The following is a 22930-nucleotide window of genomic DNA, read 5'->3' as shown; positions in this document are numbered from 1 at the left end:
GTGCAGGACATTGGCCATTGTCATTCCGGGGCGATGCGAAGCATCGAGCCCGGAATCTATTTCTCCACTTGCGCCTGCGGCCCAATGGATTCTCTGATGTGCACTTGCACATCATAGCTCGCGCTGCGCGCGCCCCGGAATGACGGACAGTGAGAGTTTCTCGGCCATCCCTCGTGACGCCGCTTCGCGATGCCCGGAATGACACCTCGGGCAGTCCGGTGGGCACGATTTTCAATGCGCCATCAATAACGGCAAGTCTGCGTGTTCCATGATGTGGCTGGTGGCGCCGCCGAAAATCAATTGCCGTAGCCTGGTCCTTGTAAAAGCTCCCTTGACCAACAGGTCGCAGCCGTCGGCCTTGGCCGCGGCGAGCACCGCTTCGCCGGTGCTGCGACCGTTCAGCTCGATGCTCAGGGGCTCGGCGGCAATGCCATTGTACCGCAATTGCTTGCGCACCTGATCGGCCGATGGACCCGGCACATCCTGTCCGCCGATGACAGTCAACACCGTCACGCGTCCGGCCAGGTGCAATAGCGGCATCGCCAACGCGTTGGCGCGGGCCTGCTCGGTGCTGCCATTCCAGTGGATCATGATGTTGGTCGCGATCTGTTTCGGAGCAGTCGGCGGCGACAGCACAACAGGCCGACCGCTTTCGAACAATCCCGACTCGACCGCCCGCCGATAGAGAGGGTCCGTAGCAGCACCCGGCCTGCTCATCACAATCACATCGAACACGCGGCCATGGCTGCCGACGAGGCCCTCGCCCGGCGGCACCTCGGCGAACCAGCTATACCAAGGTCGGTCCGCGGTCATTTTCGCAGCAGCAACACCGTGCTGCTGCATGAAGGTCTCGAACAGCTCGCGCTCGCCCGCCGCCTCCGCTTCGCGCCGTACCCGATAGGTTTCCATGGAATAGCTGCTGGCCAGCCCCGCCACGACAAACTCAGGCGTGCCAAACCACAGTGGAACCCCCTCGATATAGGCGCCAGTGCGCCGCGCGAGCAGCACCGCCGTTTCGAGTGTGGATGTCATGGCCGGGGTATTTTGGGTCGGTACCAAAATCGTCTTCATTGTCAGCTCCCGCCCGTTGCAGATGAACGATAGTCCAGGCAGCCAAAACGGCACTGACTTTCGACATGCTAGACCTTCGGGACGGGATCGCCAACGCCGAGTGCATTGCGAAATGGATTCTCTGTGGTTACGCATCATAGTTCGCGCCTTCGCGCCCCGGAATGACTGAGGGAGCCCGTGGCCCATCCCTCGAGACGCCGCTTCGCGGCTCCTCGGGATGAGGAGTCATTCCGGGGCATCGCGAAGCGATGAGCCCGGAATCCATTTCTCCGCCTGCGGGTGCGGCGCAATGGATTCCGGGCTCGCGCTGCGCGCGCCCCGGAATGACGGAGGAGAGAGGCGGCGCGCTCCCTCAATGGAAATCGCGTGACGGCGGCAGAATGCGGACGTTGCGGGGGTGGCGGATTCTTTGCGGGGAGTTTTCGCCGTGGTCGCGGCGATCGTCATTGAGGGGTTCGACCAAAGCGGGGCCGGCGGGCACGGCAGGCTTGGCGCTGAAGGCGTCGTTGGAGAGATTGATGAGGTCGTAGGAGCGGTCGATCATGCGTTGCGCGACCAGGTGCGTCACCTCCTCCGGGCTGCTCTGGATATAGCCCTCGACCAAGATCAGACGCGCGCCCATCACCTCTTTCCGGTATTGCTCCATCACCTTCGGCCACACCACGATATTGGCGATGCCGGTTTCGTCCTCGAGCGTCATGAATACCACGCCATTGGCGCTGCCCGGACGCTGCCGTACCAGCACCACGCCGGCGCAACGGACGCGGCGGCGGTCGTTGCGATGGCAGATCTCCTTGCAGGACACCACGCGCTCTTTTTCAAACATCGCGCGCAGGAACTCCATCGGGTGGCCTTTCAGCGACAGGCGGATGGTCTGGTAGTCGGCGACCACCTGCTCCTGCCGCGGCATCTGCGGCAAGGGTTTTGCGTTCTCGTCCGGCTGCTCGCGGGCAACAGCGGCTTCGAACAGAGGCAATGGGACATCGTCGGGCAGCCGCCGCACTGTCCAGAGCGCTGCGCGGCGATCGAGCCCGATCGAGCGGAAGGCATCGGCGTCCGCCAACAGGATCAGCGCACGCTTGGGCAGGCCGGTGTCGCGGGCGAAATCCTCCAGCGAGGTGAAGGGACGCCGCTGCCGCGCAGCGACAATGCGGTCGGCCCAGTCGATTTCTTCACCTCTCCCATAGGGAGAGGTCGCGCCCAACGGGTCGCGCCGAAGGCGCGCCCGATGACAGGCTCCAGCGCGGGTGAGGGGCGCGGTCTCTCGTGGGACCTGAGCCCCCTCACCCGACTTGCACATGGTCATGTGCAAGTCGACCTCTCCCCGCTGGGGAGAGGTGGGAGCGTGCGGCAACATCGCAGGTTCACCATGGAATGACGCCTGGATTTGCTTCAGCTTCTCCTCATCCGGGTCTTTCCAGTTGAAGCCGTCGATCTGGCGGAAGCCTAGCCTCACGGCACAGTGCTTACCGCTGCCCTCCTCCAGCGTGTTCTGGGCGAAGCTGAAGGATACATCGATCTCGCGGACTTCGACGCCGTTCTTGCGGGCGTCGCCGACGATCTGCGCGGGAGCGTAAAAGCCCATCGGCTGCGAGTTGAGCAGCGCACAGCAGAAGGCGTCGGGATGATGATGCTTGAGCCAGGAGGAGATGTAGACGAGTTGGGCAAAACTCGCGGCATGGCTTTCCGGGAAGCCGTAGGAGCCAAAACCCTTGATCTGGTCGAAGCAGCTTCTGGCGAATTCGCCATCGTAGCCGCGTGCGACCATGTTGCCGATCAGCTTGTCCTCGTACTTGCCGATGGTGCCGAGATTGCGGAAGGTCGCCATCGAGCGGCGCAGGCCATTGGCCTCTTCGGAGGTGAATTTTGCGGCTTCGATGGCGATCCGCATCGCCTGCTCCTGGAACAGCGGCACGCCGAGGGTCTTGTGCAGCACCCTGTACAATTCGTCTGCAGGACCGTGCTCCGGTGACGGTGATGGATAGCTCACCTTCTCCTGCTTGTTTCGCCGGCGCAAATAAGGATGCACCATGTCGCCCTGGATCGGCCCCGGACGCACGATCGCGACCTCGATGACGAGGTCATAGAACTCCCGCGGCTTCAGCCGCGGCAGCATGTTCATCTGCGCGCGGCTCTCGACCTGGAACACGCCGAGCGATTCACCGCGGCACAGCATGTCGTAGACTCTCTTGTCGTCCTGCGGAACGGTCGCAAGCTCCCAGCGCTCGCCCTTGTGATCGGCGATCAGGTCAAAGCTCTTGCGGATGCAGGTCAGCATGCCCAGCGCCAGCACGTCGACCTTCATCATGTTGAGCGCGTCGACGTCGTCCTTGTCCCATTCGATGAAGGTGCGGTCTTCCATCGCGGCATTGCCGATCGGCACGTAGGTGTCGAGCCTATCCTGCGTCAGCACGTAGCCGCCGACATGCTGCGAGAGATGGCGCGGGAATTCGATCAGCTCGGTGGCAAGATCGACGGCGAGTCCGATCATCTCGTTCCTGGGGTCGAGCCCCGCCTGCCGCACCTGCATATCGTTGAGGCCCTTGCCCCAGCTTCCCCACACGGTATCGGCGAGCGCGGCGGTGACATCCTCGGTCAGCCCCAGCGCCTTGCCGACGTCGCGGATCGCGCTGCGCGGACGATAATGGATGACGGTTGCGATGATGGCGGCGCGGTGACGGCCATAGCGGCGATAGACATATTGCATCACCTCCTCGCGCCGCGAATGCTCGAAATCGACGTCGATGTCGGGCGGCTCCAATCGCTCTTTCGAGATGAAGCGTTCGAACAGGAGATCGACCTTGATCGGGTTGACCGAGGTGATGCCGAGTACATAGCAGACTGCGGAATTCGCCGCCGATCCCCTGCCCTGGCACAGGATATTCTGACTGCGTGCGTACCGGACAATGTCGTGCACGGTCAGGAAATAATGCGCGTATTTCAGTTTCCTGATCAGGCGCAATTCTTTGTGCAGGGTCTTTTTGATTTTCGGGGAAATCCGGATCGGAAATCTTTCGTGCGCGCCTTGCCACGTCAAATCTTCCAGGTGACGCTGCGCGGTCTTGCCCGGCGGCACCGGCTCATCGGGATATTGATATTTGAGCTGATCGAGCGAAAAGGTGATGCGGTCGGCAAAGCGCATGGTCTCGGCGATCGCGTCGGGAAAATCGCGGAACAGCCGCGCCATCTCCTGCGCAGGTTTCAGATGCCGCTCGGCATTGGCTTCCAGCTTCCTGCCGATGGCATCGATCGTCGTCTTCTCCCTGATACAGGTGAGCACGTCCTGCAGCGGGCGGCGCGCCGGATGGTGATAGAGCACTTCGTTGGTCGCGAGCAGCGGCACGCCGGCTTTGGTCGCAAGATGGTGCAATCGCGCCAGGCGCCGCCTGTCGTCGCCACGATAGAGTAGGCTTGCGGCGAGCCACACGCCATCAGTGCGGCTCGCCTTCAACCGCGCGAGCAGATCGAGCGCCTTGGCCATCTCGAAACGATGCGGCAATGACAGCACCAGGAGCTGGCCTTCGGCGAAATCCAGGAGGTCGTTCAGCTTCAGATGACATTCGCCCTTTTCGATCCGCTCGATGTCATCGCCGCGCTTGCCGCGGGTGAGAAGCTGGCACAACCGGCCGTAAGCCGCGCGGTCGCGCGGGTAGACCAGGATGTCAGGCGTGCCATCCATGAATACGATGCGCGAACCGATCAGCAGCTTTGGCGGATGGGTCACTTTCGAATTTTCGAGCTCCTTGTAGGCGCGCACGACACCGGCGAGCGTGTTGTGGTCGGCAAGCCCGATCACGGGAATGCGGAGAATGCTCGCCTGATGCACATAGGCGCGCGGATCCGATCCGCCGCGCAGGAAGGAGAAATTGCTTGTGATGCCGATCTCGGCATAGTCGGGCGCCGGTTCCATCATGCGAAAAGCCCATGCACGAACCAATTGGCGGGAATGGGCTTGCCGTCTTCGTCGATCAGTTCGCTGTCGTAAAGGCCGTCGCGAAAGATCCAGAAGCGCAGGCCCTGCTCGTCCTCGACGCGGAAATAGTCGCGCGTCAGCACCTTCCCGTCGCGCTGCCACCATTCCATGGCTATGCGCTCGGGACCCTCGACCCGCACCACCTGATGCGTGGCGCGCCGCCAGGTGAAGCGATGCGGCGGTCCATCCGGCACGGTGGCGAACGGCACCTTGATCGGCTCCGGCCTTTCGAACAGGCGCAGCGGACGGAGCGGCGGTTCGCCCTCGGCGCGCGCGGGCCAGGCGGCTTGCGAGGCCGCGGCCAGATGATGCTGCGCAGGGGCGGCAAGCGCCGCGCGCTCGGGGATATGGGTATCCTCCGGCAGGTACACGACCACGCGCTTGCCGCCGATGCGGGCGGCGATGCGGTCGATCAGCGCGGCAAGCTCGTCATTGTCGTGGACATGGGCATCGAGATCGCGCTGCTGCTGCACCACGATCTCGGTACGACCAGCCGACAGGCGGATCAGGTCGAAGCCGAAGCCGGGATCGAGGGGATCGCTCAGTGCATCGAGCCGCTCGCGGAACAGGCGGTCGATCACCTCGGGCTTCGTGACCGCGCGCCCGGTCTCGACGGCAAGCGTGCGCACCGCGCCGTCGGTGCGGAAGAAGCCTGCTTCCAGCTTCCGCGCGCCCTTGCCCTGCTTGTCCATCGCCTGGACCAGCATTCTGGCGAGGTTCTGCAGCGTCATCGCGATCATGGGCTCGGTCGTGACCGGCTCGGGAAACCGCTTTTCGACGATGTAGTCAGGCAATGGCTTGCGCGGACTGATCGGCGCATCGCCCTGCCCCAGCGCATGCGCGAGCCGCGTGGTGAAGGCAGCACCGAAACGCGCCGCAATCTCATGGCGCGCGCGGGCAGCAACATCGCCGATGGTCTTCAAGCCGGCGCGGCGCAGGCCTTTGGTGATCGTCTCATCGGCGCCCAATGCCGAGATCGGCAGAGGGCTGACAGCTTCGACCTCCGCACCATCCTCGATGATCCTGCCTGACGAATGCCGCGTCAGCGTACGCGCGCAAACCGAGGTGGCGGCGATCGCGCCGCTGACGGCAAAGCCGCGCCGACTGAGAGCGCCGCAGATGATCTGCAGCATCGCGTGTTCGCCGCCGAACAGATGGGCGCAGCCGGTGATATCGAGGAAGAGACCGTAGGGCGGATCGAGCGCCACCAGAGGTGTGAAGCGGTCGCACCAGTCGGCGATGTCATTGAGCGTTTTGGCATCCGCGACCTCGTCGGCATCATAGACCGTCAGTTCCGGGCAGATCGCGCGAGCATTGGCGAGTGGCAGGCCAGTCGACAGCCCGCTTCGCGCGGCGATGTCGTCGAGAGAGTGGATGACGAGCGCGTTGTGCTCCTTGATGACCACGACACTGGGGATCTCTTTCTTCACCTCTCCCATAGGGAGAGGTGGGAACTCGCGGCGATGCCGGTTCGATCAAGGAGACTGCGTGACTCGCGGAGGCACCCCCACCCCAGCCCTCCCCCGCTTGCGGGAGAGGAGGTGCGGCGTCCGTGTGGCGATCAACTGGCGAGGCGGTGCGCGCCAGTTGCCGCTTGATCCGATCGATGGGCAGGCGCGGCAGCCACAGGCTGAGGATACGCCGACGGTTCACTGAAAAGGCACTCATCACATTTCCATTCCATGATCCATCGCCCGACCGGGCCATGACGGTTGCGAACGAGCTGCGCATCGAACAGAGGCGCGCCCCACGCGCTCCAACTGGCGCCCGGCGGCGAATGCGCCGCGCGCACGATCCATCTGGTTTCCGCGGTGGACGGAAGCGGCGTTGCGGCGAGGCGCAGCAGCAGCGCGGGGACGCCTGATGATTGCGCTGATAGCGTCAGCTTGCGGCTCGCGACCAGATCGAGCTGCTTGGACTCGCCCCAGACTTCCATGATGACGGCGCCTAACGCGTCGCAGGCGAGCGCATCGGCCGTGGTGCGCAAGGCATTGTCGATGTCGGCGGCGCGCACGGTGACGAGGAGGCGCGGATCGAGGCCGAGTTCGGACAGACCGTTCATCGACAGCGCGCCGGATTCGGTTTCGGAAAAATCCTGCCGCACCCAGACCAGCGGCTTTCGCGCGGCAAGACGGCCGGCGAGACCTGCGATGAAACCGGTGGCGGAAGCGCCCTGGTGCCCCTCGGCAAACACCTCGTGCACCGCGGCTTTCGCGAGGCCGCCCTTGAGCATCGCATCAGCGCCGGCATGACCGAGCGCGATCCGCGGCAGCGGATGCGCTTCATTGGATGTCTCAATGCGCTCGATGCGCCCACGTAGGGACGCAAGCGTGCTCAGGCGTGCGCTCGTCATGCGCCGCTCCTTAAGGAAGATATCGGGGCCGCTGCTGGCTTCCGGGAGAAACTAGAAGCTGGCCCAATTGTTCATGGTATGTTCTAATATAAAGCCAACTGCGCGGGAGGAGTCAATCAGATTGGTAACGGGATAAATTCATGAATGAAATCAACTGGATTCATGAGAGCCGTCATGGCCGGGCTTGTCCCGGCCATCCACGTTCTTTCCTTGGTGAGGAAGGCGTGGATGCCCGGGTCAAGCCCGGGCATGACGAGAGGAGAGACAGGAGGGAGAGTAAGTGCCATGCACCACATCATCCTGGGCAGCGAGACTGATTTCGACGGCTGGCGAAAGGCAGCACGGACGCTGGTGCTGAACGAGGTGCCGCCTGACGATGTGACGTGGACGGTGCGCAACAACGAAGTCGAACCGTTCGATGCGCCGGACCGCGAAGCGCCGCTCGAGCCGCCGCACGGCACGTTCAGCGTGCCGGCCAAATTCGTCGAGCTGGCGAAAACCGCGATCCTGCATCGCGATGCCGAGCGCTTTGCCCTGCTCTATCGCCTGTTGTGGCGCCTGCGCCGCGACCATGACCTGCTCGACGTCGCCGACGACCCTGATGTCGCGCGCATCCATGCGATGGCGAAGGCCGTGCATCACGAGGCACAGCGGATGCGGACGTCGATCCGCTTCCGCGAGATCGGGCGCGAGCACAAATCGCATTTCGTCGCCTGGTTCGAGCCGCAGCATCATGTCGTGGAACTGGCGGCGCCATTCTTCGCGAGCCGCTTCGCCGACATGCCCTGGTCGATCCTCACACCTGATGTCTGCGCACATTGGGATGGACATGCGGTGTCGATCACCCCTGGTATCGGCGAGGCCGGGATGCCTGCAGGCAATCGGCTGGAGGAAATCTGGCAGCGTCATTACGCTACGATCTTCAACCCGGCCCGGCTGGCAGCGAAGCAATCGAGGAACCTGCGGGAGGCTTCGACGATTAAGCCCACAAGCGAAATCGCCACGCCACCGGAACCCGCCATGATCCGCCACGCCGACCGACTGAGTGCGCTGCGGAAGGAAGCCGCCGATTGCCGCGCCTGCCATCTCTATGAGCATGCGACCCAGACCGTGTTCGGCGAAGGCCCGCAAAGCGCGCAGGTGATGCTGGTCGGCGAGCAGCCGGGCGACAAGGAAGATCTCGCCGGAAAACCGTTCGTCGGTCCCGCCGGCCTGATGCTCGACCGCGCGCTCGACGAAGCCGGTATCGACCGCAAAAAGGTCTACGTCACCAATGCGGTGAAACATTTCAAATTTGTGCCGCGCGGCAAGATCCGCCTGCACCAGAAGCCGAATACGCCGGAGATCAAGGCCTGCCGCCAATGGTATGAGCGGGAACTCGCATCGATCAAACCGGACCTGGTAGTGGCGATGGGCGCGACCGCTGCGCAATGCGTGTTCAACAAGCTCACGCCGATCAACAAGAACCGCGGCCGCCTGATCGATCTTGACAACGACGTCAAGGCGCTGGTGACGGTGCATCCCTCCTATCTGCTGCGGCTCCCCGATGAGGATGCGAAAGCGCGGGAATATCAACGCTTTGTCGAGGATCTGAAGATCGCCGCGGAACTGTTGAGGAAACGCGCGCGGGCTGCGGCATAAGCATGGCCCCATGCATAGCACTGCAAATATCAAGCCGTTGATCTATTTACAACCTTACATTGATGGACAATACTCCCCTATTACAGGGGGAGTTTGGGGCGTCTTGTTCACGCCAATGACGTTCCCATGCGGTCGACGCGCTGCCACGGCGCCACAGCCCCGGCGTCAGGCAGCGCGCGACCGCTCCTCTCCATCACACATCCATCACACACTTTCGCTACGAGCATGGCTCGTCATGTGAATGGTCAACATTCGTGTCGCGAGCGCGCGTGACAGACGATCATCGATGCAACACCCAAGCACCGTTGCGACACGCGTTTCATTCAAGCACACTACGGCTGTCATCTAACCTTCAAGTCAATGGTCAAGACTAAGGGCCTCCTTCCGTATTTCGACGGGGCCTCAGAATGACCGATTTTGCACTCAATACTTCAGTACGCGACGAAAGACCGATTCAGCCGGCTTCAAGGCCAAATCTCGATAAAGGCTTCAATCCGCTGACGATGATCCTCTTCTTCGGCATCCTCGCGGCGGGGTTGCTGTTCGTCGCCTACAGCATCTATTCCGACGTCGATGCCACCGGCACCCGCGTCACCACGTTCTTGCCCTACATCCTGCTGTTCGTTGCGCTCTTGATTGCGCTCGGCTTTGAATTCGTCAACGGCTTCCACGACACCGCCAACGCGGTCGCGACCGTGATCTACACGCATTCGCTGCCGGCCGAAGTCGCGGTGATGTGGTCGGGCTTCTTCAACTTCCTCGGCGTGCTGCTCTCGTCTGGCGCGGTCGCCTTCGGCATCATCTCGCTGTTGCCGGTCGAGCTGATCCTGCAAGTCGGCTCCAGCGCCGGCTTTGCCATGGTGTTCGCGCTGTTGATCGCCGCGATCCTGTGGAATCTCGGCACCTGGTATTTCGGCCTGCCGGCCTCGTCTTCGCACACGCTGATCGGCTCGATCATCGGCGTCGGCATTGCCAACGCGCTGATGCGCGGCCGCGATGGCACTTCCGGCGTCGACTGGAGCAAGGCCACCGAGATCGGCTACGCGCTCTTGCTGTCGCCCCTGGTTGGCTTCATCTGCGCCGCGATACTCCTGCTCGTGCTCAAGATGATCGTGCGCAACCCTGCGCTCTATGCCGCGCCGGAAGGCCACAAGGCGCCGCCGCTCTGGATCCGCGGCCTCCTGATCCTGACCTGCACCGGCGTCAGCTTCGCGCACGGCTCCAACGATGGGCAGAAGGGCATGGGCCTGATCATGCTGATCCTGATCGGCACCGTGCCGACGGCGTATGCGCTGAACCGCACGCTGCCGGAATCCATGGTCGCCCAGTTCCAGAAGAACTCGGAAGCTGCCTCCAAGGTGATCGCGGCGAAGGGCGCCGGTCACAGCATCATCGGCGATCCCCGTCCGGCCGTGACGCAGTACATCTCGCTGCACCACCTCAATGAGGGCACGTTCCCCTCGCTCGCGGTGCTGGTGAAAGATGTCAGCGACCAGGTGACGAGGTACGGCTCGCTGACCAAGGTGCCCGCGGAAGCGGTCGGCAACACCCGCAACGACATGTACCTGATTTCGGAAGCGATCCGCTTCCTGATGAAGGACAAGGAGAGCGACCTCAGCAAGGAAGACGTCGCGACGCTGAATGCCTACAAGGCTTCGCTTGACAGCGCGACCAAGTTCATCCCGACCTGGGTGAAGATCGCGGTGGCGATCGCGCTCGGCCTCGGCACGATGATCGGCTGGAAGCGGATCGTGATCACGGTCGGCGAGAAGATCGGCAAGACCCACCTGACCTACGCGCAGGGCGCCTCCGCCGAACTCGTTGCCGCCGCCACCATCGGAGCCGCGGACACCTTCGGCCTGCCGGTGTCCACCACGCACGTGCTGTCGTCCGGCGTCGCCGGCACCATGGCCGCCAACGGCTCGGGGCTGCAGATGGCGACCATCCGCAACCTCCTGATGGCCTGGGTACTGACGCTGCCCGCCGCGATCATGCTGTCGGCTTCGCTCTACGTGCTGTTCGCGAACGTGTTCTGAGCGGCAGAGCCATCAACAACAAAGGCCCGCGCGATGCGCGGGGCCTTTTTGTTTTGTGCGAGGATAGCGCCACACTCTGTCATTGCGAGGAGCGCAGCGACGAAGCAATCCATCTCTCCGCAAGCGGAGGCATGGATTGCTTCGCTGCGCTCGCAATGACGGGGAAGGACGACGAAAGGGCGTCACACCGCGAGCGTGTTCTCCACCAGCTTGATCCAGTAGGACGTGCCGTAGACGATCGCCTCGTCGTTGAAATTGTAGGCGGGGTGATGCAGGCCGGCGCTGTCGCCATTGCCGCAGAAGATGAAGGCGCCGGGGCGCGCTTCCAGCATGTAGGCGAAATCCTCCGCGCCCATCATCGGCGGCATTTCGTGGACGTTGTTCTCGCCGGCGATTTCCTTGGCGATCTTGGTCGCGAACTCGGTCTGCGAGCGATGGTTGACGGTGACGGGATAGCCGCGCTCGTAGGTGAGGTCGATCCTGGCGCCGGTCATCTGCGCAACGCCGGCGACCACCTCATGGATGCGCTTCTCGACCAGCGCCCGCACCTCCGGCGTCAGCGTGCGCACCGTGCCACGCAGCTCCGCGGTCTGCGGGATGACGTTCCGGGCATTGCCGGCGTGGAATTCGCAGATCGAGATCACGGCCGAATCCAAGGGATCGACGGTGCGCGAGACGATCGACTGCAGCGCCGTGATCAATTGTGAGCCGACCAGCACGCTGTCGATGCATTTGTGCGGCCGCGCGGCGTGGCCGCCATGGCCTTCGATCCTGAAGTCGATCGCGTCCGTTGCCGCCATGATCGGGCCGGTCCGGATGGCGAACGAGCCGACGGGGATGCCGGGGCCATTGTGCATGCCATAGACCTGCTCGATGCCGAACCGCTCCATCAGCCCGTCCTTGATCATCGCGGCAGCGCCCGCGCCGCCCTCCTCGGCCGGCTGGAAGATCACAATCGCGTTGCCGGCGAAATTGCGGGTCTCGGCGAGGTAGCGGGCGGCCCCTAACAGCATCGCGGTGTGCCCGTCATGGCCGCAGGCGTGCATCTTACCCGGCGTCCTGGATGCATAGGGCAGATTGGTCTCCTCCTCGATCGGCAGCGCATCCATGTCGGCGCGCAGCCCGATCACCCTGATGTCGCCACTGCCGGCTGGTTTCTTGCCCTTGATGACGCCGACCACGCCGGTGCGGCCGAGCCCCGTCGCGACCTCATCGCAGCCGAATTCCCGCAGCCGCTCGGCGACGAATGCTGCAGTGCGGTGGGTGTCGTACATCAGCTCGGGATTTTCGTGGATATCCCGCCGCCAGGCCTGGATGGCGGGCTGCAGGTCGGCGACGCGGTTGACGATGGGCATGGCACTTCTCAAGTTCTGTGATTCAAACGTGTGTGATGTTTAGCATGCAAGCGGCGGTCCACCCAACAGGCGCACCGGCCGGTCATGCCTATTCGTCATGGCTGGGCTTGTCCCTCCCGCCCACGTCTGATTGTTTGGGCAGCAGAAAAATGCGCAGATGCCTGGAACATTTTCGGGCAACGCGGCCCACGGACGGGTGGAAAGCAAGAGAATGCCTGGAAAGCTCGAGGGTGATTTCGACTATATCGTCGTGGGCGCCGGCACCGCCGGCTGCATCATGGCCAACCGGCTTTCGGCCGATGCCTCAAAGCGCGTGCTGGTGCTGGAAGCCGGCGGCGACGACAACTGGATCTGGTTTCACATCCCGGTCGGCTATCTCTTCGCGATCGGCAATCCGCGTTCCGACTGGATGTTCAAGACCGAGGCGGAGCCCGGCCTCAACGGCCGCGCGCTCGCCTATCCCCGCGGCAAAGTGATCGGCGGCTGCTCGGCGATCAACGCCATGATCTCGATGCGCGGACAGGCCGCCGATTACGATCACTGGCGCCAGCTCGGCCTCACCGGCTGGGGCTACGACGACGTGCGGCCGGTGTTCCGCGGGATCGAGGATCATTTCCTCGGGCCGAGCGAGGACCACGGCACGGGCGGCGGCTGGCGCATCGAGGCGCCGCGGCTGTCCTGGAAAGTGCTGGACGCCGTCGGCGACGCCGCGGAAGAAATGGGCATCAAGCGCATTCCGGATTTCAACACCGGCGACAACGAAGGCGTGAGCTATTTCCACGTCAACCAGAAGCGCGGCCGCCGCTGGTCTTCCGCGCGCGGCTTCTTAAAGCCCGCATTGCACCGGCCGAATCTGCGGCTGGAAAAGAACGTGCTGGTCGATCGCCTGCTCGTCGAGAATGGCCGCGCCGTGGGCGTGCGCTTCATCCGCGACAATGAAATCATCGAGGCCCGCACCACGGGCGAAGTGATCCTGACGGCCGGCGCGATCGGATCGGTGCAGGTGCTGCAGCGTTCGGGCATCGGACCCGCCGACTGGCTTGCGCCGCTCGGCGTCGATGTCGTGCTCGACAGGCAGGGCGTCGGGCGCAACCTGCAGGATCATTTGCAGCAGCGCGCGATCTACAAGGTCACTGGCGTGCGTACGCTGAACGAGACCTATTACTCGCTGTTCCGCCGCGGCCTGATGGGCCTTGACTACGCGCTGCGCCGCCGTGGTCCGCTCACCATGGCGCCGTCCCAGCTCGGCATCTTCACCCGTTCCGATCCGCGCCGCGAGCGCGCCAACATCCAGTTCCACGTGCAGCCACTGTCGCTCGACAAGTTCGGCGATCCCCTGCACCGCTTCCCCGCAATCACCGTGAGCGCCTGCAACCTGCAGCCGACGTCGCGCGGCACCGTGCGCATCCGCTCGGCCCAGCCTGACGAGAAACCGTCGATCGCACCGAATTATCTTTCGACCGACGAGGACCGCCAGGTCGCAGCCGACGCGATCCGCACCACGCGGCGCCTGATGAAGCAGAAAGCGCTTGCGCAATATCGGCCGGAGGAATTCCTGCCCGGCCCCTCTGTGGGCGATGACGATGCATCGCTGGCAAAAGCCGCCGGCGATATCGGCACCACGATCTTCCACCCAGTCGGCACCGCGAAGATGGGCACGGCCAGCGACCCGATGGCCGTGGTCGACGAACGCCTGCGCTTCTACGGCATCGCCGGCCTCCGCATCGCCGATGCGTCCGTGATGCCGACGATCACCTCGGGCAACACCAACACCCCGACCGCGATGATCGCGGAGAAGGCCGCTGCGATGATTTTGGAGGACGGGCGGTAACCCATCTCGTTCTGTGCGCCGAATTCGCCTTTGGCAGCAGCCATTGACCAAATCCTATAGGTATATTACTATATAAAAGTGAATGATGCGTTGCGCGAGATTAAGCCTGCCATTTTCGTGGGCTCGAGCCAGAAGGACTTGCGGGCCTTTCCTTCAGCCGTCCGAAGCGAGATCGGTCAATCGCTTTTCGAAGCGCAACTGGGCGAGCATCCACGCAACGCCAAGCCCTTGAAGGGCCTGGGCGGCGTACTAGAGATTCGAGACAATTTTGACGGCGACACTTACCGAGCCGTCTACACAGTCCGGTTCGAAGGCGTCCTGTACGTCCTGCATGCGTTCCAAAAGAAATCCACAAGTGGGATCGCCACACCGCAACGACATATGGATTTGATCCGGCAGCGTCTACGCGACGCGGAGGCTATCCACAAGGCAACCAAGGGAGACTAGCGATGAGCGCCAAGAAAAAAGTGCCCGCCCATACCAAGGGCTCCGGCAACATTTTCGCTGATCTCGGCTTGCCCAACGCCGAGGAGCATCAATTGAAGGCCGCGCTGGTCGCGCAGCTCAAGCGGCTGATGGCCGAACGGGAGTTGACTCAGACCGAGGCCGCCAAGCTGGTCGAAATGAAACAGCCCGACCTCTCGAAACTCCTGCGGGGTCACCTCAAGCTCGCATCCGTGGAAAAACTGATGCGGATGCTCACTGCTTTCGACCAGGACGTGGAAATCAGGCTGAAGCCGCATCGTAAGCGCGGCGAGGCAGGCCGGATCACGCTTGTTTCTGCAGTGTAGAATGTATGCTCAGTCAGCGCCGCATCTCGATCGGGTCTGCAGATAGGCGCATTGCGCTGGTGCAATGGGCCGAAGACAGCTCGCACCGGCCGCCCGCGCTTCTGCTGCATGGCACAGGTTTCGTGGCCGACGTCTGGGATGACGTCGCGCGCGATCTTGCATCCGACTACACGGTATATGCGCTCGATCGCCGCGGCCACGGCGACAGCCACAAGCCCGCGGCGAACTGCTATCACTTTCAGGACTATGCGCAGGACGTGTGCGCGGTCATCGAAGAGCTTGATCTGCACGACATTTACGGCATCGGCCACAGCGCAGGCGCAACCGACCTGCTGCTTGCCGCAAAGCTGCTGCCGGGACGCTTCGCACGCCTGTTCGTGATGGAGCCGACCATTATGGATCCGCGCGCCGCGCGCGACTGCGTGACGGGATTGAGCGAACGAGCAACCTCCTCCGTGCAAGGCGCCCTGCGCCGCCAGGCCGAGTTCGACAGTTTTGACGCGGTATTTACACGTTATCGCGCCGCGCCGGCATTTGCGGATTGGTCCGAGACTTCGCTCTGGGCCTATATCAGGCATGGCTTTGCGCCCCTGGAGAACGGAAGGGTACGGCTTCGTTGCACGCCCGAAATCGAGTCGGCGATCCTGCGCCCGATCTTCGAGGCCATGGAGCAGGTCTACGCCGGAGATGCGCGCGGCAATCCTTTCGGCTGGCTCAGTGAAATCGATTGTCCCGTGCGCGTGGCCACAGCCGAAAAGTCCTGGCCGATCTACAAGGAGATGGCGTCACGAGCCGTCTCGCTCATTCCCGATGTCAGCGCGTGGAATTTCGATGGCATCGGCCATTGCGTGGCGCAGGAAGCGCCGCCAATGCTGTTGCAGGCCCTGCGGGAATTCGCGCGATCGGAACGATGAAGCCCGCTCACTGCAGCACCGGGCTAATCCAAAGCCGCGTCGCCGGTCCTCTATATTGAAACAGCCCAGAGCAACACGTTAGTTCGTTGCGAATATCCATTGTGGAGGAAGTTCAAATAAATGGACAAACCAACCTTACCGGAATTGACGATCGAGAAGCTATGCCATGTTGCGAATTGGGCCGCCGACTGCGCGGAACGAGCACTCCCGGTGTTCGAGGCGCGCGCTCCAAATGACGCTCGTCCGCACCAAGCCATCTACGCCGCACGAGCTTTCGCGCGCAGCGGTGTACGGACCGCAGATCTTCGCAACTTCGCGTGGGGCGCACAGTCGGCCGCAAAAGATGTGCAAGATCCTGCCGCAGCTGCAGCCGCTCGTGCCGCTTCGACCGCTGCCGCGACGGCTTACACGCATCCAATCGCGACATCGCACCAGACAAATCACATCTTGAGCTCAGCCGCCTACGCCGCGCATGCAAGGGCGCTTTCGGCCGGCGACGAACCCGGTGCGAGCGACGCTGAAATTCGGTGGGCGATAGGGCGTGCATCGCCCGAGATCAGGCAGCTCGTCCAGCAATTTCCTACACGCGCCCCAAGCAAAGGGCGGTTTCACACACTGCTTTATCGCCTCGATACCGGCTTGCGGAGCTGATCGACGTACATGCGTCGAATGCTGGCCGGCCGAACGCATCACGCAACAATTGAAGTTGCGAAAGATGCGAGAAGGCGTTATATCGTCGCGTAGCCGGGCGCGCTGCGCCGCCACCGACGATCGGGCTCATGAAACTCTACAACTTCGCCTTCGGCCCCTACCCGCAGCGGTTGACTATCTACGTCGCCGAAAAGGGCCTCACGGATATCGAACTGATCCGTTTGGATCCGCCGACCGACCAGACGAACTGGCCGCCGGCCTTGCTCAAAGGTCTCACGCCCGCCAGTTCGTTGCCGATCGTCGTAGACGACGACGGGACGGTGGTCGGGCAGTCGCTGGCGATCCTCGAATATCTCGAGGACACCCGTCCGGGCCCAGACATGCGCGGCAGGACGCCAGCGGACCGGGCGCACACACGGGAGCTCGTCACAGTCTTTGACGACGCGCTTTCGTTCTTCGCCCTGTGGGCCCGGCACGGCAGCCTTCTGAATCGCGGCGTCGACCGCGAAAGTCGCGACGTCGCCGAGATCTGCGCTCCCAGCCATTTCCAGAAACTGCGGCTCGCCGAGCGGATGATCGGCGATGCCGAATTCCTGGCCGGCGAAGCCGTGACCATCGCCGATTGCGTCGCGATGGCGACGCTTCGTTACGTCGACGGCTTCTACGACGTGCCGATCCCGTCCGATTGCTCCCGGCTCTCCAATTGGTACGCGCGCTTCTCGTCGCGGCCGAGCGTGCCGGCCCATGACTTTCCTCCCCATCAGCACGCGCTCGCGCGTCATCTGATGACGCAGACCGGGATTTCGATCGAGAATGCGCATGAAGAATGACGCGTCCACCGCTGCCTCGCCGGTTTCCGAGATCGTGCGCCACTTCAGCGATCGCGCAGCGGTCGCCCGCTACGCCGAGGATACGCCGCGCAAGGTGCCCGGCTTCGCCGATCTTCAGCGCATGGCGTCGCTGCTGCTCGCCGAACGCGCGCCGGAAGCGGCTGATATCCTCGTCCTCGGTGCCGGCGGCGGTCTGGAGCTGAAAGCGTTCGCCGAGGCAAGGCCGCGCTGGGGCTTCACGGGGATAGATCCCTCGGCGGCGATGCTCGATCTCGCGCGTGACGTGCTGGGGCCGCTCGCCGCGAGGGTCCGGTTGATGCAAGGTTTGATCGAAGACGCACCTGCCGGGCCCTTCGATGGCGCGACCTGCCTGTTGACACTGCATTTCCTTTCGAAGCCGGAGCGCCTGCGCACGCTGCGCGAGATGCGGCGACGGCTCAAGCCGGGCGCGGCGCTCGTCGTGGCGCATCACAGCCGGCCGCGGGGCGGCGCGCTCGAATGCTGGCTGACGCGCTCCGTCATGTTCGCGAACGGCACCGGAGCCGATCCCGCGCAGGTGTCGGCCTCCGCCGCTTCCATGGCGCAGCGGCTGCCCATTCTGTCCGCCGAAGAGGACGAAGCGCTTCTCGCGGAAGCGGGCTTTTCCGACGTCGCCCTGTTCTACGCCGGATTTACGTTCCGAGGCTGGGTCGCAGCCGCCTGACGGGATACACCTTGCACGGCGCTGCTGCTCACGAAATCGTCATCGCCTCGCGCCAATAGACCGCCGCTGCCGGGAATAACCCCTCCCCTCGCCCAATCACATCTCCGCAGACCCAATCACGGGCGCATGGAGAACTGCGATGAGCGAGTTCGATCACGACCACAGGGACGAAGGGCGCGGCGTGAGCCGCCGCAGGGTGCTGGAGTGCATGACCTGGGCGGGCACCGGCGTGCTCTGGACAGTGGCGGGCGGCGTGCCGCGCTCGCTCGGCATGGTCGGTTCTGCGCAAGCCGCCGAGGCTTCCGGCATGACCTTCCTGCAGATCAGCGACAGCCATGTCGGCTTCGACAAGGCCGCCAATCCGAACGCGCTCGGCACGCTGGAAGAAGGGATCGGCAAGATCAACGCCATGCCGGCGAAGCCCTCCTTCATGATCCACACCGGCGACATCACACATCTGTCGAAGGCCGCCGAATTCGACAATGCCGAGCGCGTCATCTCGCAGGCCAAGCTCGACGTGCATTACGTGCCGGGCGAGCACGACCTGATCGACGAGGAGGTCAAGCTCTACAAGGAGCGCTACGGCCGCGGCACCAGGGGCGCCGGCTGGTATTCGTTCGACGCCGGCGGCGTGCACTTCGTCGGCCTCGTCAACGTCGTCGACCTCAAGGCCGGAGGCCTGGGCAATCTCGGCGCCGAGCAGCTCGAATGGCTCGAGGACGATCTGAAGGGCCGCTCGAAATCGACCCCTATCGTGCTGTTCGCCCACATCCCGCTGTGGACCGTCTATCCGACCTGGGGCTGGGGCACCGAGGACGGCGCACGCGCGCTGGAATATGTGAAGGGTTTCGGCTCGGTGACCGTGCTGAACGGGCACATCCACCAGGTGATGCAGAAGGTCGAAGGCAACGTCACCTTCCACACCGCGCGCTCGACCGCCTTCCCGCAGCCGGCGCCGGGCACTGCGCCCTCGCCGGGTCCGATGAAGGTCGAGGATGCCAAGCTGCGCAGCGTGCTCGGCATCGCCAGCGTCAACTTCAAGCAGGGACAGGAGCGCCTCGCCATCATCGACACGCCGCTGCAGGGCTGAAGAGGAACAGGTTCATGAGCACGATCAATCGCCGTGACTTCGGCATCGCCGTCGCCGCGGCCATGCTGCTCCGCGCCACCGCTGCGCGCGCCGCCGATATGGAAGTGCATATCGACAATTTCGTTTTCCAGCCCGCGCAGCTCGACGTGAAGGCCGGCACGACCGTCACCTGGACCAATCGCGACGACATTCCGCACACGGTGGTATGCGCGGGAAAATTCAGGTCGAAGCCCATGGACACCGACGGCAGCTTTTCATTCACCTTCACGGAGGCCGGCGAGTACAAATATTTTTGTTCCCTGCACCCGCACATGACGGGCATGATCAGGGTCGAGTAAGTTGACGATCTCTGCCAGCGCACCCCTGCCCGGCCGGCGGATCGACACCGGCCGGGCCAAGACACGGGCCAAGACATTCGCCGCACAAACCGGGCATGAGGCGATGAACGCGTCGGAGGACAATCCCGAGAAGGCGCGGCGCTTTCGCGAGGCCGCACTGCCTTATCTCGACGATGCCTATACATTGGCACGCTATCTCCTGCGGGACGCCAGCGATGCCGAAGATGCGGTGCAGGAATGTTTCCTGCGCGCCTACAAGCATTTCGACAGCTATCGCGGGCCGGCAATGAAGCCTTGGCTGTTCGCGATCCTGCGCAATGTCTGCCGCGCCGAATATGCGCGGCGCGCGGGCATCAAGACCGGCGCGATCGAGGATGTCGCTGGTAGCTCGGAGGTAACCCCGCTCTGGCATGAGGCGCAGGAGACGCCAGAGACGCAGATGCTGCGCGAGAAGGATTCCGCGGCAATTCGCCGATTGATCGCGGCGCTCGCCGAACCGTTTCGCGAGACCTTCGTGCTCCGGGAAATCCAGAACCTTTCTTACCGCCAGATCGCCGATGTTGCGGCCGTGCCCGTCGGCACCGTGATGTCGCGACTTGCCCGCGCCCGCGCGATGCTGCGCTCGGCGTGGCTTGCGGAACAGGAGCAAGCAAAATGACCTGCGAGGAAGCCGAGGTGCTGCTTCAGGCGCTGATCGACGGCGAGCTCGACGCGGGACATGCGCGCGAGGTCGAGGACCACTTCGCAGGCTGCCCGCGCTGCACGGAGCTGGCGAAAGACTATCGCGCGATCAGCCGCATGATCGCGGAAAAAGATGCAAGCTACACTGCGCCGCCCGAGCTGCGCCGGCGCATCGAGGCCGCGCTGCCGCAGCCGAAGGTTGCCCCAAGTCGCCGCGCGGTGCTGCGCGGCTTCGCGCTGGGATCGGCGGTCTCCGCGATGGCTGCCACCGGTCTCGTCGCCGTCATCCTGCGCAGCGACGACGAGGCGCGCGTCCAGTCGGAACTGGTCTCGGCGCATCTGCGCTCGCTGCAGGCCGGCCATCTCACCGACGTGCTTTCCACCGACCAGCACACGGTCAAGCCGTGGTTCAACGGCAGGCTCGATGTCGCCCCGCCGGTGATCGACCTCACCGCCCTGGGCTTTACCCTGATCGGCGGACGCCTCGACTATGTCGACGCCCGCCCGATCGGCGCCGTGGTCTATCGAAGGCGCCAGCACGTCATCAACCTGTTCGTCGCGCAGACATCGGACACCGAGCGCCACGCCGCCCGGATGAGCCAGCGGCAGGGCTTCAACATCCGCCACTGGAGCGATCACGGCCTGAATTTCTGGGCCGTCAGCGACCTCGCCGCCGACGAGCTTGCCGAGTTCGGCGAGAAGTTCGAGACGGCGATGCGGACTCCGGCCACGTAGCCGGACGGTTGTGGGCGACTATTGCTGCGGAGGGTATCGGTCGAATACGGGCAGCTCGTGCGCGCGTGCCATCCATTGGACCCGCTCGGCGACCTGGACATGGATCACTGGCGGAACGACGTCAGGATCATCATAGGTTCCGCTCTGAACATCGATGATCCCGGGCAGCATCTGCTCGTTGACGTAGAAAAGACCGGTGCCGCAGTTGGCGCAAAAATGCCGGCGGCCGTGCTCGGATGATTCGTAGACCTTGGGCTGGCCTTGCGTCACCTTGACGGCATTGGCGGGATACATCGTCCAGCCGACCATCGGCGCGCCGGCGTGGCGCCTGCAATCCGAGCAGTGGCAGAGGGCGTGCGTAAGGGCTTCGCCTTCAGCCTCGTAACGGATGGCTCCGCAATGACAACCGCCTGTGATGCGCATTTCATCTCCTCCCAGGTCGTTGATAGAGCCGATTAGTCGAAGGCGTAGTCCACCAACACGCGTTGGTTGGTGAGAGCTACGGCGATTGCGCTTCGCTAATCCGCCCTACGAGTCCACACGGCTACGCCGACTTGCGCACCGCGTTGTCGACCAGCGTCTTGCCGAGCGACCAGATCGCGCCGGGGACCTTGTGGCTGCCGGCGATGACGGTGTCGAAGGCCTTTTCGATCCAGGTGCAGTCGTCCTCGGTGAGGACGAGCGGTGGCAGGAGCTTGATGGTGTGGAGGCCGTGGCCGGCGACCTGGGTCAGGATCTTGTGGTCCTTGAACAGCGGCACGGTGATGAGCTGGCAGAACAGGCCCTTGTTGGCGGTCTCCAGCACGTTCCAGGATGCACGCAGGCGCAGCGACTTCGGCGGGCCGAACTCGATGCCGATCATCAATCCCTTGCCGCGGACTTCCTTCATCAGCTCATAGCCCGGCACCATCCGCGTCAGCGCGAGGCGGAGCTCGGCGCCGCGCTTGGCGGCCTGCTCGACCAGCTTCTCGGCCTTGATGACGTCGAGCGTCGCGATGCCGGCGGCCATCGCCAGATCGTTCTTCGAGAATGTCGAGCCGTGCACGACGGCGCGATCCATCTGGTTGAAGATCTTGTCGAAGATGCTCTTGCGCGTCAGCAGCGCGCCGACCGGGACATGACCGCCGGACAGCGCCTTCGCGAGCAGCACCATGTCAGGCTCGATATTCCAGTGCTCGACGGCGAGGAATTTGCCGGTGCGGCCGATCCCGGTCTGAATCTCGTCGGCAACAAGCAGCGTGCCGTATTTCCGGCACAGCGCCGCGGCACCGGGCAGGAATTCGTCCGAGGGCATGTTGACGCCCTTGCCCTGGATCGGCTCGACGATGAAGGCCGCGACCTGGCGCGACGACAGCGCCTGCTCGAGCGCGGCAAGATCGTTGAAGGGAATCTGGGTACAGCCGGGCAATAGCGGCTCGAAGCCGGAACGGAAATTGGTGTCGTCCATCAGCGACAGCGCGCCATAGGACAATCCGTGAAACGAATGCGAGCAGGACACGATGCCGGGGCGCCCGGTCGCGCCACGCGCGAACTTGATGGCGGCTTCTACCGTCTCGGCGCCCGAATTGGAAAAGAATACCTTGTCCAGATATGGCACATATTCGAGCAGGCGCTCGGCGAGGATGCCGGCGAGCGTGGACACGTCAAGCTGCACGAGATTGGGCAGATCGGCATCCAGCACGCTCTTCAAGGCCTGGCGCAGCGCCGGGTGGTTGCGGCCGATCGCAAAAACGCCAAATCCGCTGAGTAGGTCGAGATAACGTGCCCCCTCACGATCGAAGAGATATTGGCCTTGCCCTTTTTGAAAGCCGACGTCATAGCCGATGGTTTTGAGCACGCGCACGAGCTGCTCGTTCAAGTAGCGCGCGTGCAGGGAACTGCGCTGCGCTTGGCGCTCCACAAACATCTCGGAAACGTCTAGATTTGAGCTTAGCATT

The 22930-nt window shown here is 63.6% G+C and carries 20 protein-coding genes and 1 pseudogene; 13 read left to right on the top strand and 8 right to left on the bottom strand.

Annotated elements, in window-relative coordinates; translation table 11 throughout:
• Positions 1-231: 231 nt before the first annotated feature.
• The 5 genes and pseudogenes from ACZIRK_RS28150 to ACZIRK_RS28130 form a co-directional block, all read right to left on the bottom strand.
• On the bottom strand, positions 232-1071 hold the full coding sequence (locus ACZIRK_RS28150) for a universal stress protein (protein WP_130230699.1): 840 nt from the start codon (positions 1069-1071) through the stop codon (positions 232-234).
• Between the two features lie 352 nt (positions 1072-1423).
• Entirely contained in the window at positions 1424-4984 is a 3561-nt protein-coding gene (locus ACZIRK_RS28145) for an error-prone DNA polymerase (RefSeq protein ID WP_130230701.1), read from the bottom strand.
• Positions 4981-6712: pseudogene (locus ACZIRK_RS28140) on the bottom strand (Y-family DNA polymerase). Before ACZIRK_RS28140 ends, ACZIRK_RS28145 begins: the two are co-directional and overlap by 4 nt.
• Entirely contained in the window at positions 6606-7397 is a 792-nt protein-coding gene (locus tag ACZIRK_RS28135; RefSeq protein WP_130224279.1) for an ImuA family protein, read from the bottom strand. The pseudogene ACZIRK_RS28140 and the gene ACZIRK_RS28135 overlap by 107 nt, the downstream one beginning before the upstream one ends.
• 116 nt (positions 7398-7513) lie before the next feature.
• Entirely contained in the window at positions 7514-7684 is a 171-nt protein-coding gene (locus ACZIRK_RS28130; protein ID WP_474418572.1) for a hypothetical protein, read from the bottom strand.
• Here ACZIRK_RS28130 and ACZIRK_RS28125 point away from each other — a divergent pair.
• Positions 7683-9038, top strand: a complete 1356-nt coding sequence (locus tag ACZIRK_RS28125) for a UdgX family uracil-DNA binding protein (RefSeq protein WP_130224281.1) — start codon at positions 7683-7685, stop codon at positions 9036-9038. The two genes, ACZIRK_RS28130 and ACZIRK_RS28125, sit on opposite strands and share 2 nt — an antisense overlap.
• A gap of 407 nt (positions 9039-9445) precedes the next feature.
• Positions 9446-11074, top strand: coding sequence for an inorganic phosphate transporter (locus ACZIRK_RS28120; protein ID WP_130224283.1), 1629 nt, complete (start codon positions 9446-9448; stop codon positions 11072-11074).
• 182 nt (positions 11075-11256) lie between these two features.
• Here the strand turns inward: ACZIRK_RS28120 and ACZIRK_RS28115 are convergent, their stop codons facing one another.
• Entirely contained in the window at positions 11257-12429 is a 1173-nt protein-coding gene (locus ACZIRK_RS28115) for a M20 aminoacylase family protein (RefSeq protein ID WP_474418571.1), read from the bottom strand.
• A gap of 211 nt (positions 12430-12640) precedes the next feature.
• Between ACZIRK_RS28115 and ACZIRK_RS28110 the strand changes: the two genes are divergently transcribed.
• From ACZIRK_RS28110 to ACZIRK_RS28060, 11 genes are all read left to right on the top strand, one after another.
• Entirely contained in the window at positions 12641-14260 is a 1620-nt protein-coding gene (locus ACZIRK_RS28110) for a GMC family oxidoreductase (RefSeq protein ID WP_130224287.1), read from the top strand.
• A gap of 78 nt (positions 14261-14338) precedes the next feature.
• Complete coding sequence (locus tag ACZIRK_RS28105; protein ID WP_130224289.1) at positions 14339-14707, top strand: type II toxin-antitoxin system RelE/ParE family toxin; 369 nt, start codon at positions 14339-14341, stop codon at positions 14705-14707.
• Positions 14708-14709: 2 nt separating this feature from the next.
• Positions 14710-15051 carry a helix-turn-helix domain-containing protein gene (locus ACZIRK_RS28100; protein ID WP_130224291.1) on the top strand — a complete coding sequence of 114 codons (342 nt, stop codon included), beginning with the start codon at positions 14710-14712 and terminating at the stop codon, positions 15049-15051.
• Positions 15052-15056: 5 nt separating this feature from the next.
• Entirely contained in the window at positions 15057-15965 is a 909-nt protein-coding gene (locus ACZIRK_RS28095; RefSeq protein ID WP_130224292.1) for an alpha/beta fold hydrolase, read from the top strand.
• 120 nt (positions 15966-16085) lie between these two features.
• Positions 16086-16616 carry a putative immunity protein gene (locus ACZIRK_RS28090; protein ID WP_130224294.1) on the top strand — a complete coding sequence of 177 codons (531 nt, stop codon included), beginning with the start codon at positions 16086-16088 and terminating at the stop codon, positions 16614-16616.
• A gap of 128 nt (positions 16617-16744) precedes the next feature.
• Positions 16745-17446 (top strand): glutathione S-transferase family protein, encoded by a 702-nt coding sequence (locus ACZIRK_RS28085; protein WP_474418570.1) that lies wholly within the window; start codon positions 16745-16747, stop codon positions 17444-17446.
• Positions 17436-18149, top strand: a complete 714-nt coding sequence (locus tag ACZIRK_RS28080) for a class I SAM-dependent methyltransferase (RefSeq protein WP_474418569.1) — start codon at positions 17436-17438, stop codon at positions 18147-18149. The genes ACZIRK_RS28085 and ACZIRK_RS28080 overlap by 11 nt, the downstream gene beginning before the upstream one ends.
• Before the next feature lie 139 nt (positions 18150-18288).
• Positions 18289-19239 carry a metallophosphoesterase family protein gene (locus ACZIRK_RS28075; protein WP_130224300.1) on the top strand — a complete coding sequence of 317 codons (951 nt, stop codon included), beginning with the start codon at positions 18289-18291 and terminating at the stop codon, positions 19237-19239.
• Between the two features lie 14 nt (positions 19240-19253).
• Positions 19254-19577 (top strand): cupredoxin domain-containing protein, encoded by a 324-nt coding sequence (locus ACZIRK_RS28070; protein ID WP_130224302.1) that lies wholly within the window; start codon positions 19254-19256, stop codon positions 19575-19577.
• 103 nt (positions 19578-19680) lie between these two features.
• Positions 19681-20235 carry a sigma-70 family RNA polymerase sigma factor gene (locus ACZIRK_RS28065; RefSeq protein WP_130224401.1) on the top strand — a complete coding sequence of 185 codons (555 nt, stop codon included), beginning with the start codon at positions 19681-19683 and terminating at the stop codon, positions 20233-20235.
• Positions 20232-20993, top strand: a complete 762-nt coding sequence (locus ACZIRK_RS28060; protein WP_130224303.1) for an anti-sigma factor family protein — start codon at positions 20232-20234, stop codon at positions 20991-20993. The genes ACZIRK_RS28065 and ACZIRK_RS28060 overlap by 4 nt, the downstream gene beginning before the upstream one ends.
• Positions 20994-21011: 18 nt before the next feature.
• Here the strand turns inward: ACZIRK_RS28060 and ACZIRK_RS28055 are convergent, their stop codons facing one another.
• Both ACZIRK_RS28055 and hpnO read right to left on the bottom strand, forming a co-directional pair.
• Entirely contained in the window at positions 21012-21416 is a 405-nt protein-coding gene (locus tag ACZIRK_RS28055) for a GFA family protein (RefSeq protein WP_130224304.1), read from the bottom strand.
• A 121-nt stretch (positions 21417-21537) separates the two neighbouring features.
• Complete coding sequence (gene hpnO, locus ACZIRK_RS28050; RefSeq protein ID WP_474418568.1) at positions 21538-22929, bottom strand: aminobacteriohopanetriol synthase HpnO; 1392 nt, start codon at positions 22927-22929, stop codon at positions 21538-21540.
• Position 22930: the final 1 nt, after the last annotated feature.

It is taken from the genome of Bradyrhizobium sp. Leo114 (assembly GCF_055229415.2).
Note: the sequence above shows the minus strand (reverse complement) of the source record. Positions and strands in the feature narration are given on the sequence as shown.

Bases quoted from the DNA above. Each gene is read 5' to 3' on its own strand.
- ACZIRK_RS28150 (WP_130230699.1), bottom strand. From the start codon at position 1,071: ATGAAGACGATTTTGGTACCGACCCAAAATACCCCGGCCATGACATCC.
- ACZIRK_RS28145 (WP_130230701.1), bottom strand. From the start codon at position 4,984: ATGATGGAACCGGCGCCCGACTATGCCGAGATCGGCATCACAAGCAAT.
- ACZIRK_RS28135 (WP_130224279.1), bottom strand. From the start codon at position 7,397: ATGACGAGCGCACGCCTGAGCACGCTTGCGTCCCTACGTGGGCGCATC.
- ACZIRK_RS28125 (WP_130224281.1), top strand. From the start codon at position 7,683: ATGCACCACATCATCCTGGGCAGCGAGACTGATTTCGACGGCTGGCGA.
- ACZIRK_RS28130 (WP_474418572.1), bottom strand. From the start codon at position 7,684: ATGGCACTTACTCTCCCTCCTGTCTCTCCTCTCGTCATGCCCGGGCTT.
- ACZIRK_RS28120 (WP_130224283.1), top strand. From the start codon at position 9,446: ATGACCGATTTTGCACTCAATACTTCAGTACGCGACGAAAGACCGATT.
- ACZIRK_RS28115 (WP_474418571.1), bottom strand. From the start codon at position 12,429: ATGCCCATCGTCAACCGCGTCGCCGACCTGCAGCCCGCCATCCAGGCC.
- ACZIRK_RS28110 (WP_130224287.1), top strand. From the start codon at position 12,641: ATGCCTGGAAAGCTCGAGGGTGATTTCGACTATATCGTCGTGGGCGCC.
- ACZIRK_RS28100 (WP_130224291.1), top strand. From the start codon at position 14,710: ATGAGCGCCAAGAAAAAAGTGCCCGCCCATACCAAGGGCTCCGGCAAC.
- ACZIRK_RS28095 (WP_130224292.1), top strand. From the start codon at position 15,057: ATGCTCAGTCAGCGCCGCATCTCGATCGGGTCTGCAGATAGGCGCATT.
- ACZIRK_RS28090 (WP_130224294.1), top strand. From the start codon at position 16,086: ATGGACAAACCAACCTTACCGGAATTGACGATCGAGAAGCTATGCCAT.
- ACZIRK_RS28085 (WP_474418570.1), top strand. From the start codon at position 16,745: ATGAAACTCTACAACTTCGCCTTCGGCCCCTACCCGCAGCGGTTGACT.
- ACZIRK_RS28080 (WP_474418569.1), top strand. From the start codon at position 17,436: ATGAAGAATGACGCGTCCACCGCTGCCTCGCCGGTTTCCGAGATCGTG.
- ACZIRK_RS28075 (WP_130224300.1), top strand. From the start codon at position 18,289: ATGAGCGAGTTCGATCACGACCACAGGGACGAAGGGCGCGGCGTGAGC.
- ACZIRK_RS28070 (WP_130224302.1), top strand. From the start codon at position 19,254: ATGAGCACGATCAATCGCCGTGACTTCGGCATCGCCGTCGCCGCGGCC.
- ACZIRK_RS28065 (WP_130224401.1), top strand. From the start codon at position 19,681: ATGAACGCGTCGGAGGACAATCCCGAGAAGGCGCGGCGCTTTCGCGAG.
- ACZIRK_RS28060 (WP_130224303.1), top strand. From the start codon at position 20,232: ATGACCTGCGAGGAAGCCGAGGTGCTGCTTCAGGCGCTGATCGACGGC.
- ACZIRK_RS28055 (WP_130224304.1), bottom strand. From the start codon at position 21,416: ATGCGCATCACAGGCGGTTGTCATTGCGGAGCCATCCGTTACGAGGCT.
- hpnO (WP_474418568.1), bottom strand. From the start codon at position 22,929: ATGCTAAGCTCAAATCTAGACGTTTCCGAGATGTTTGTGGAGCGCCAA.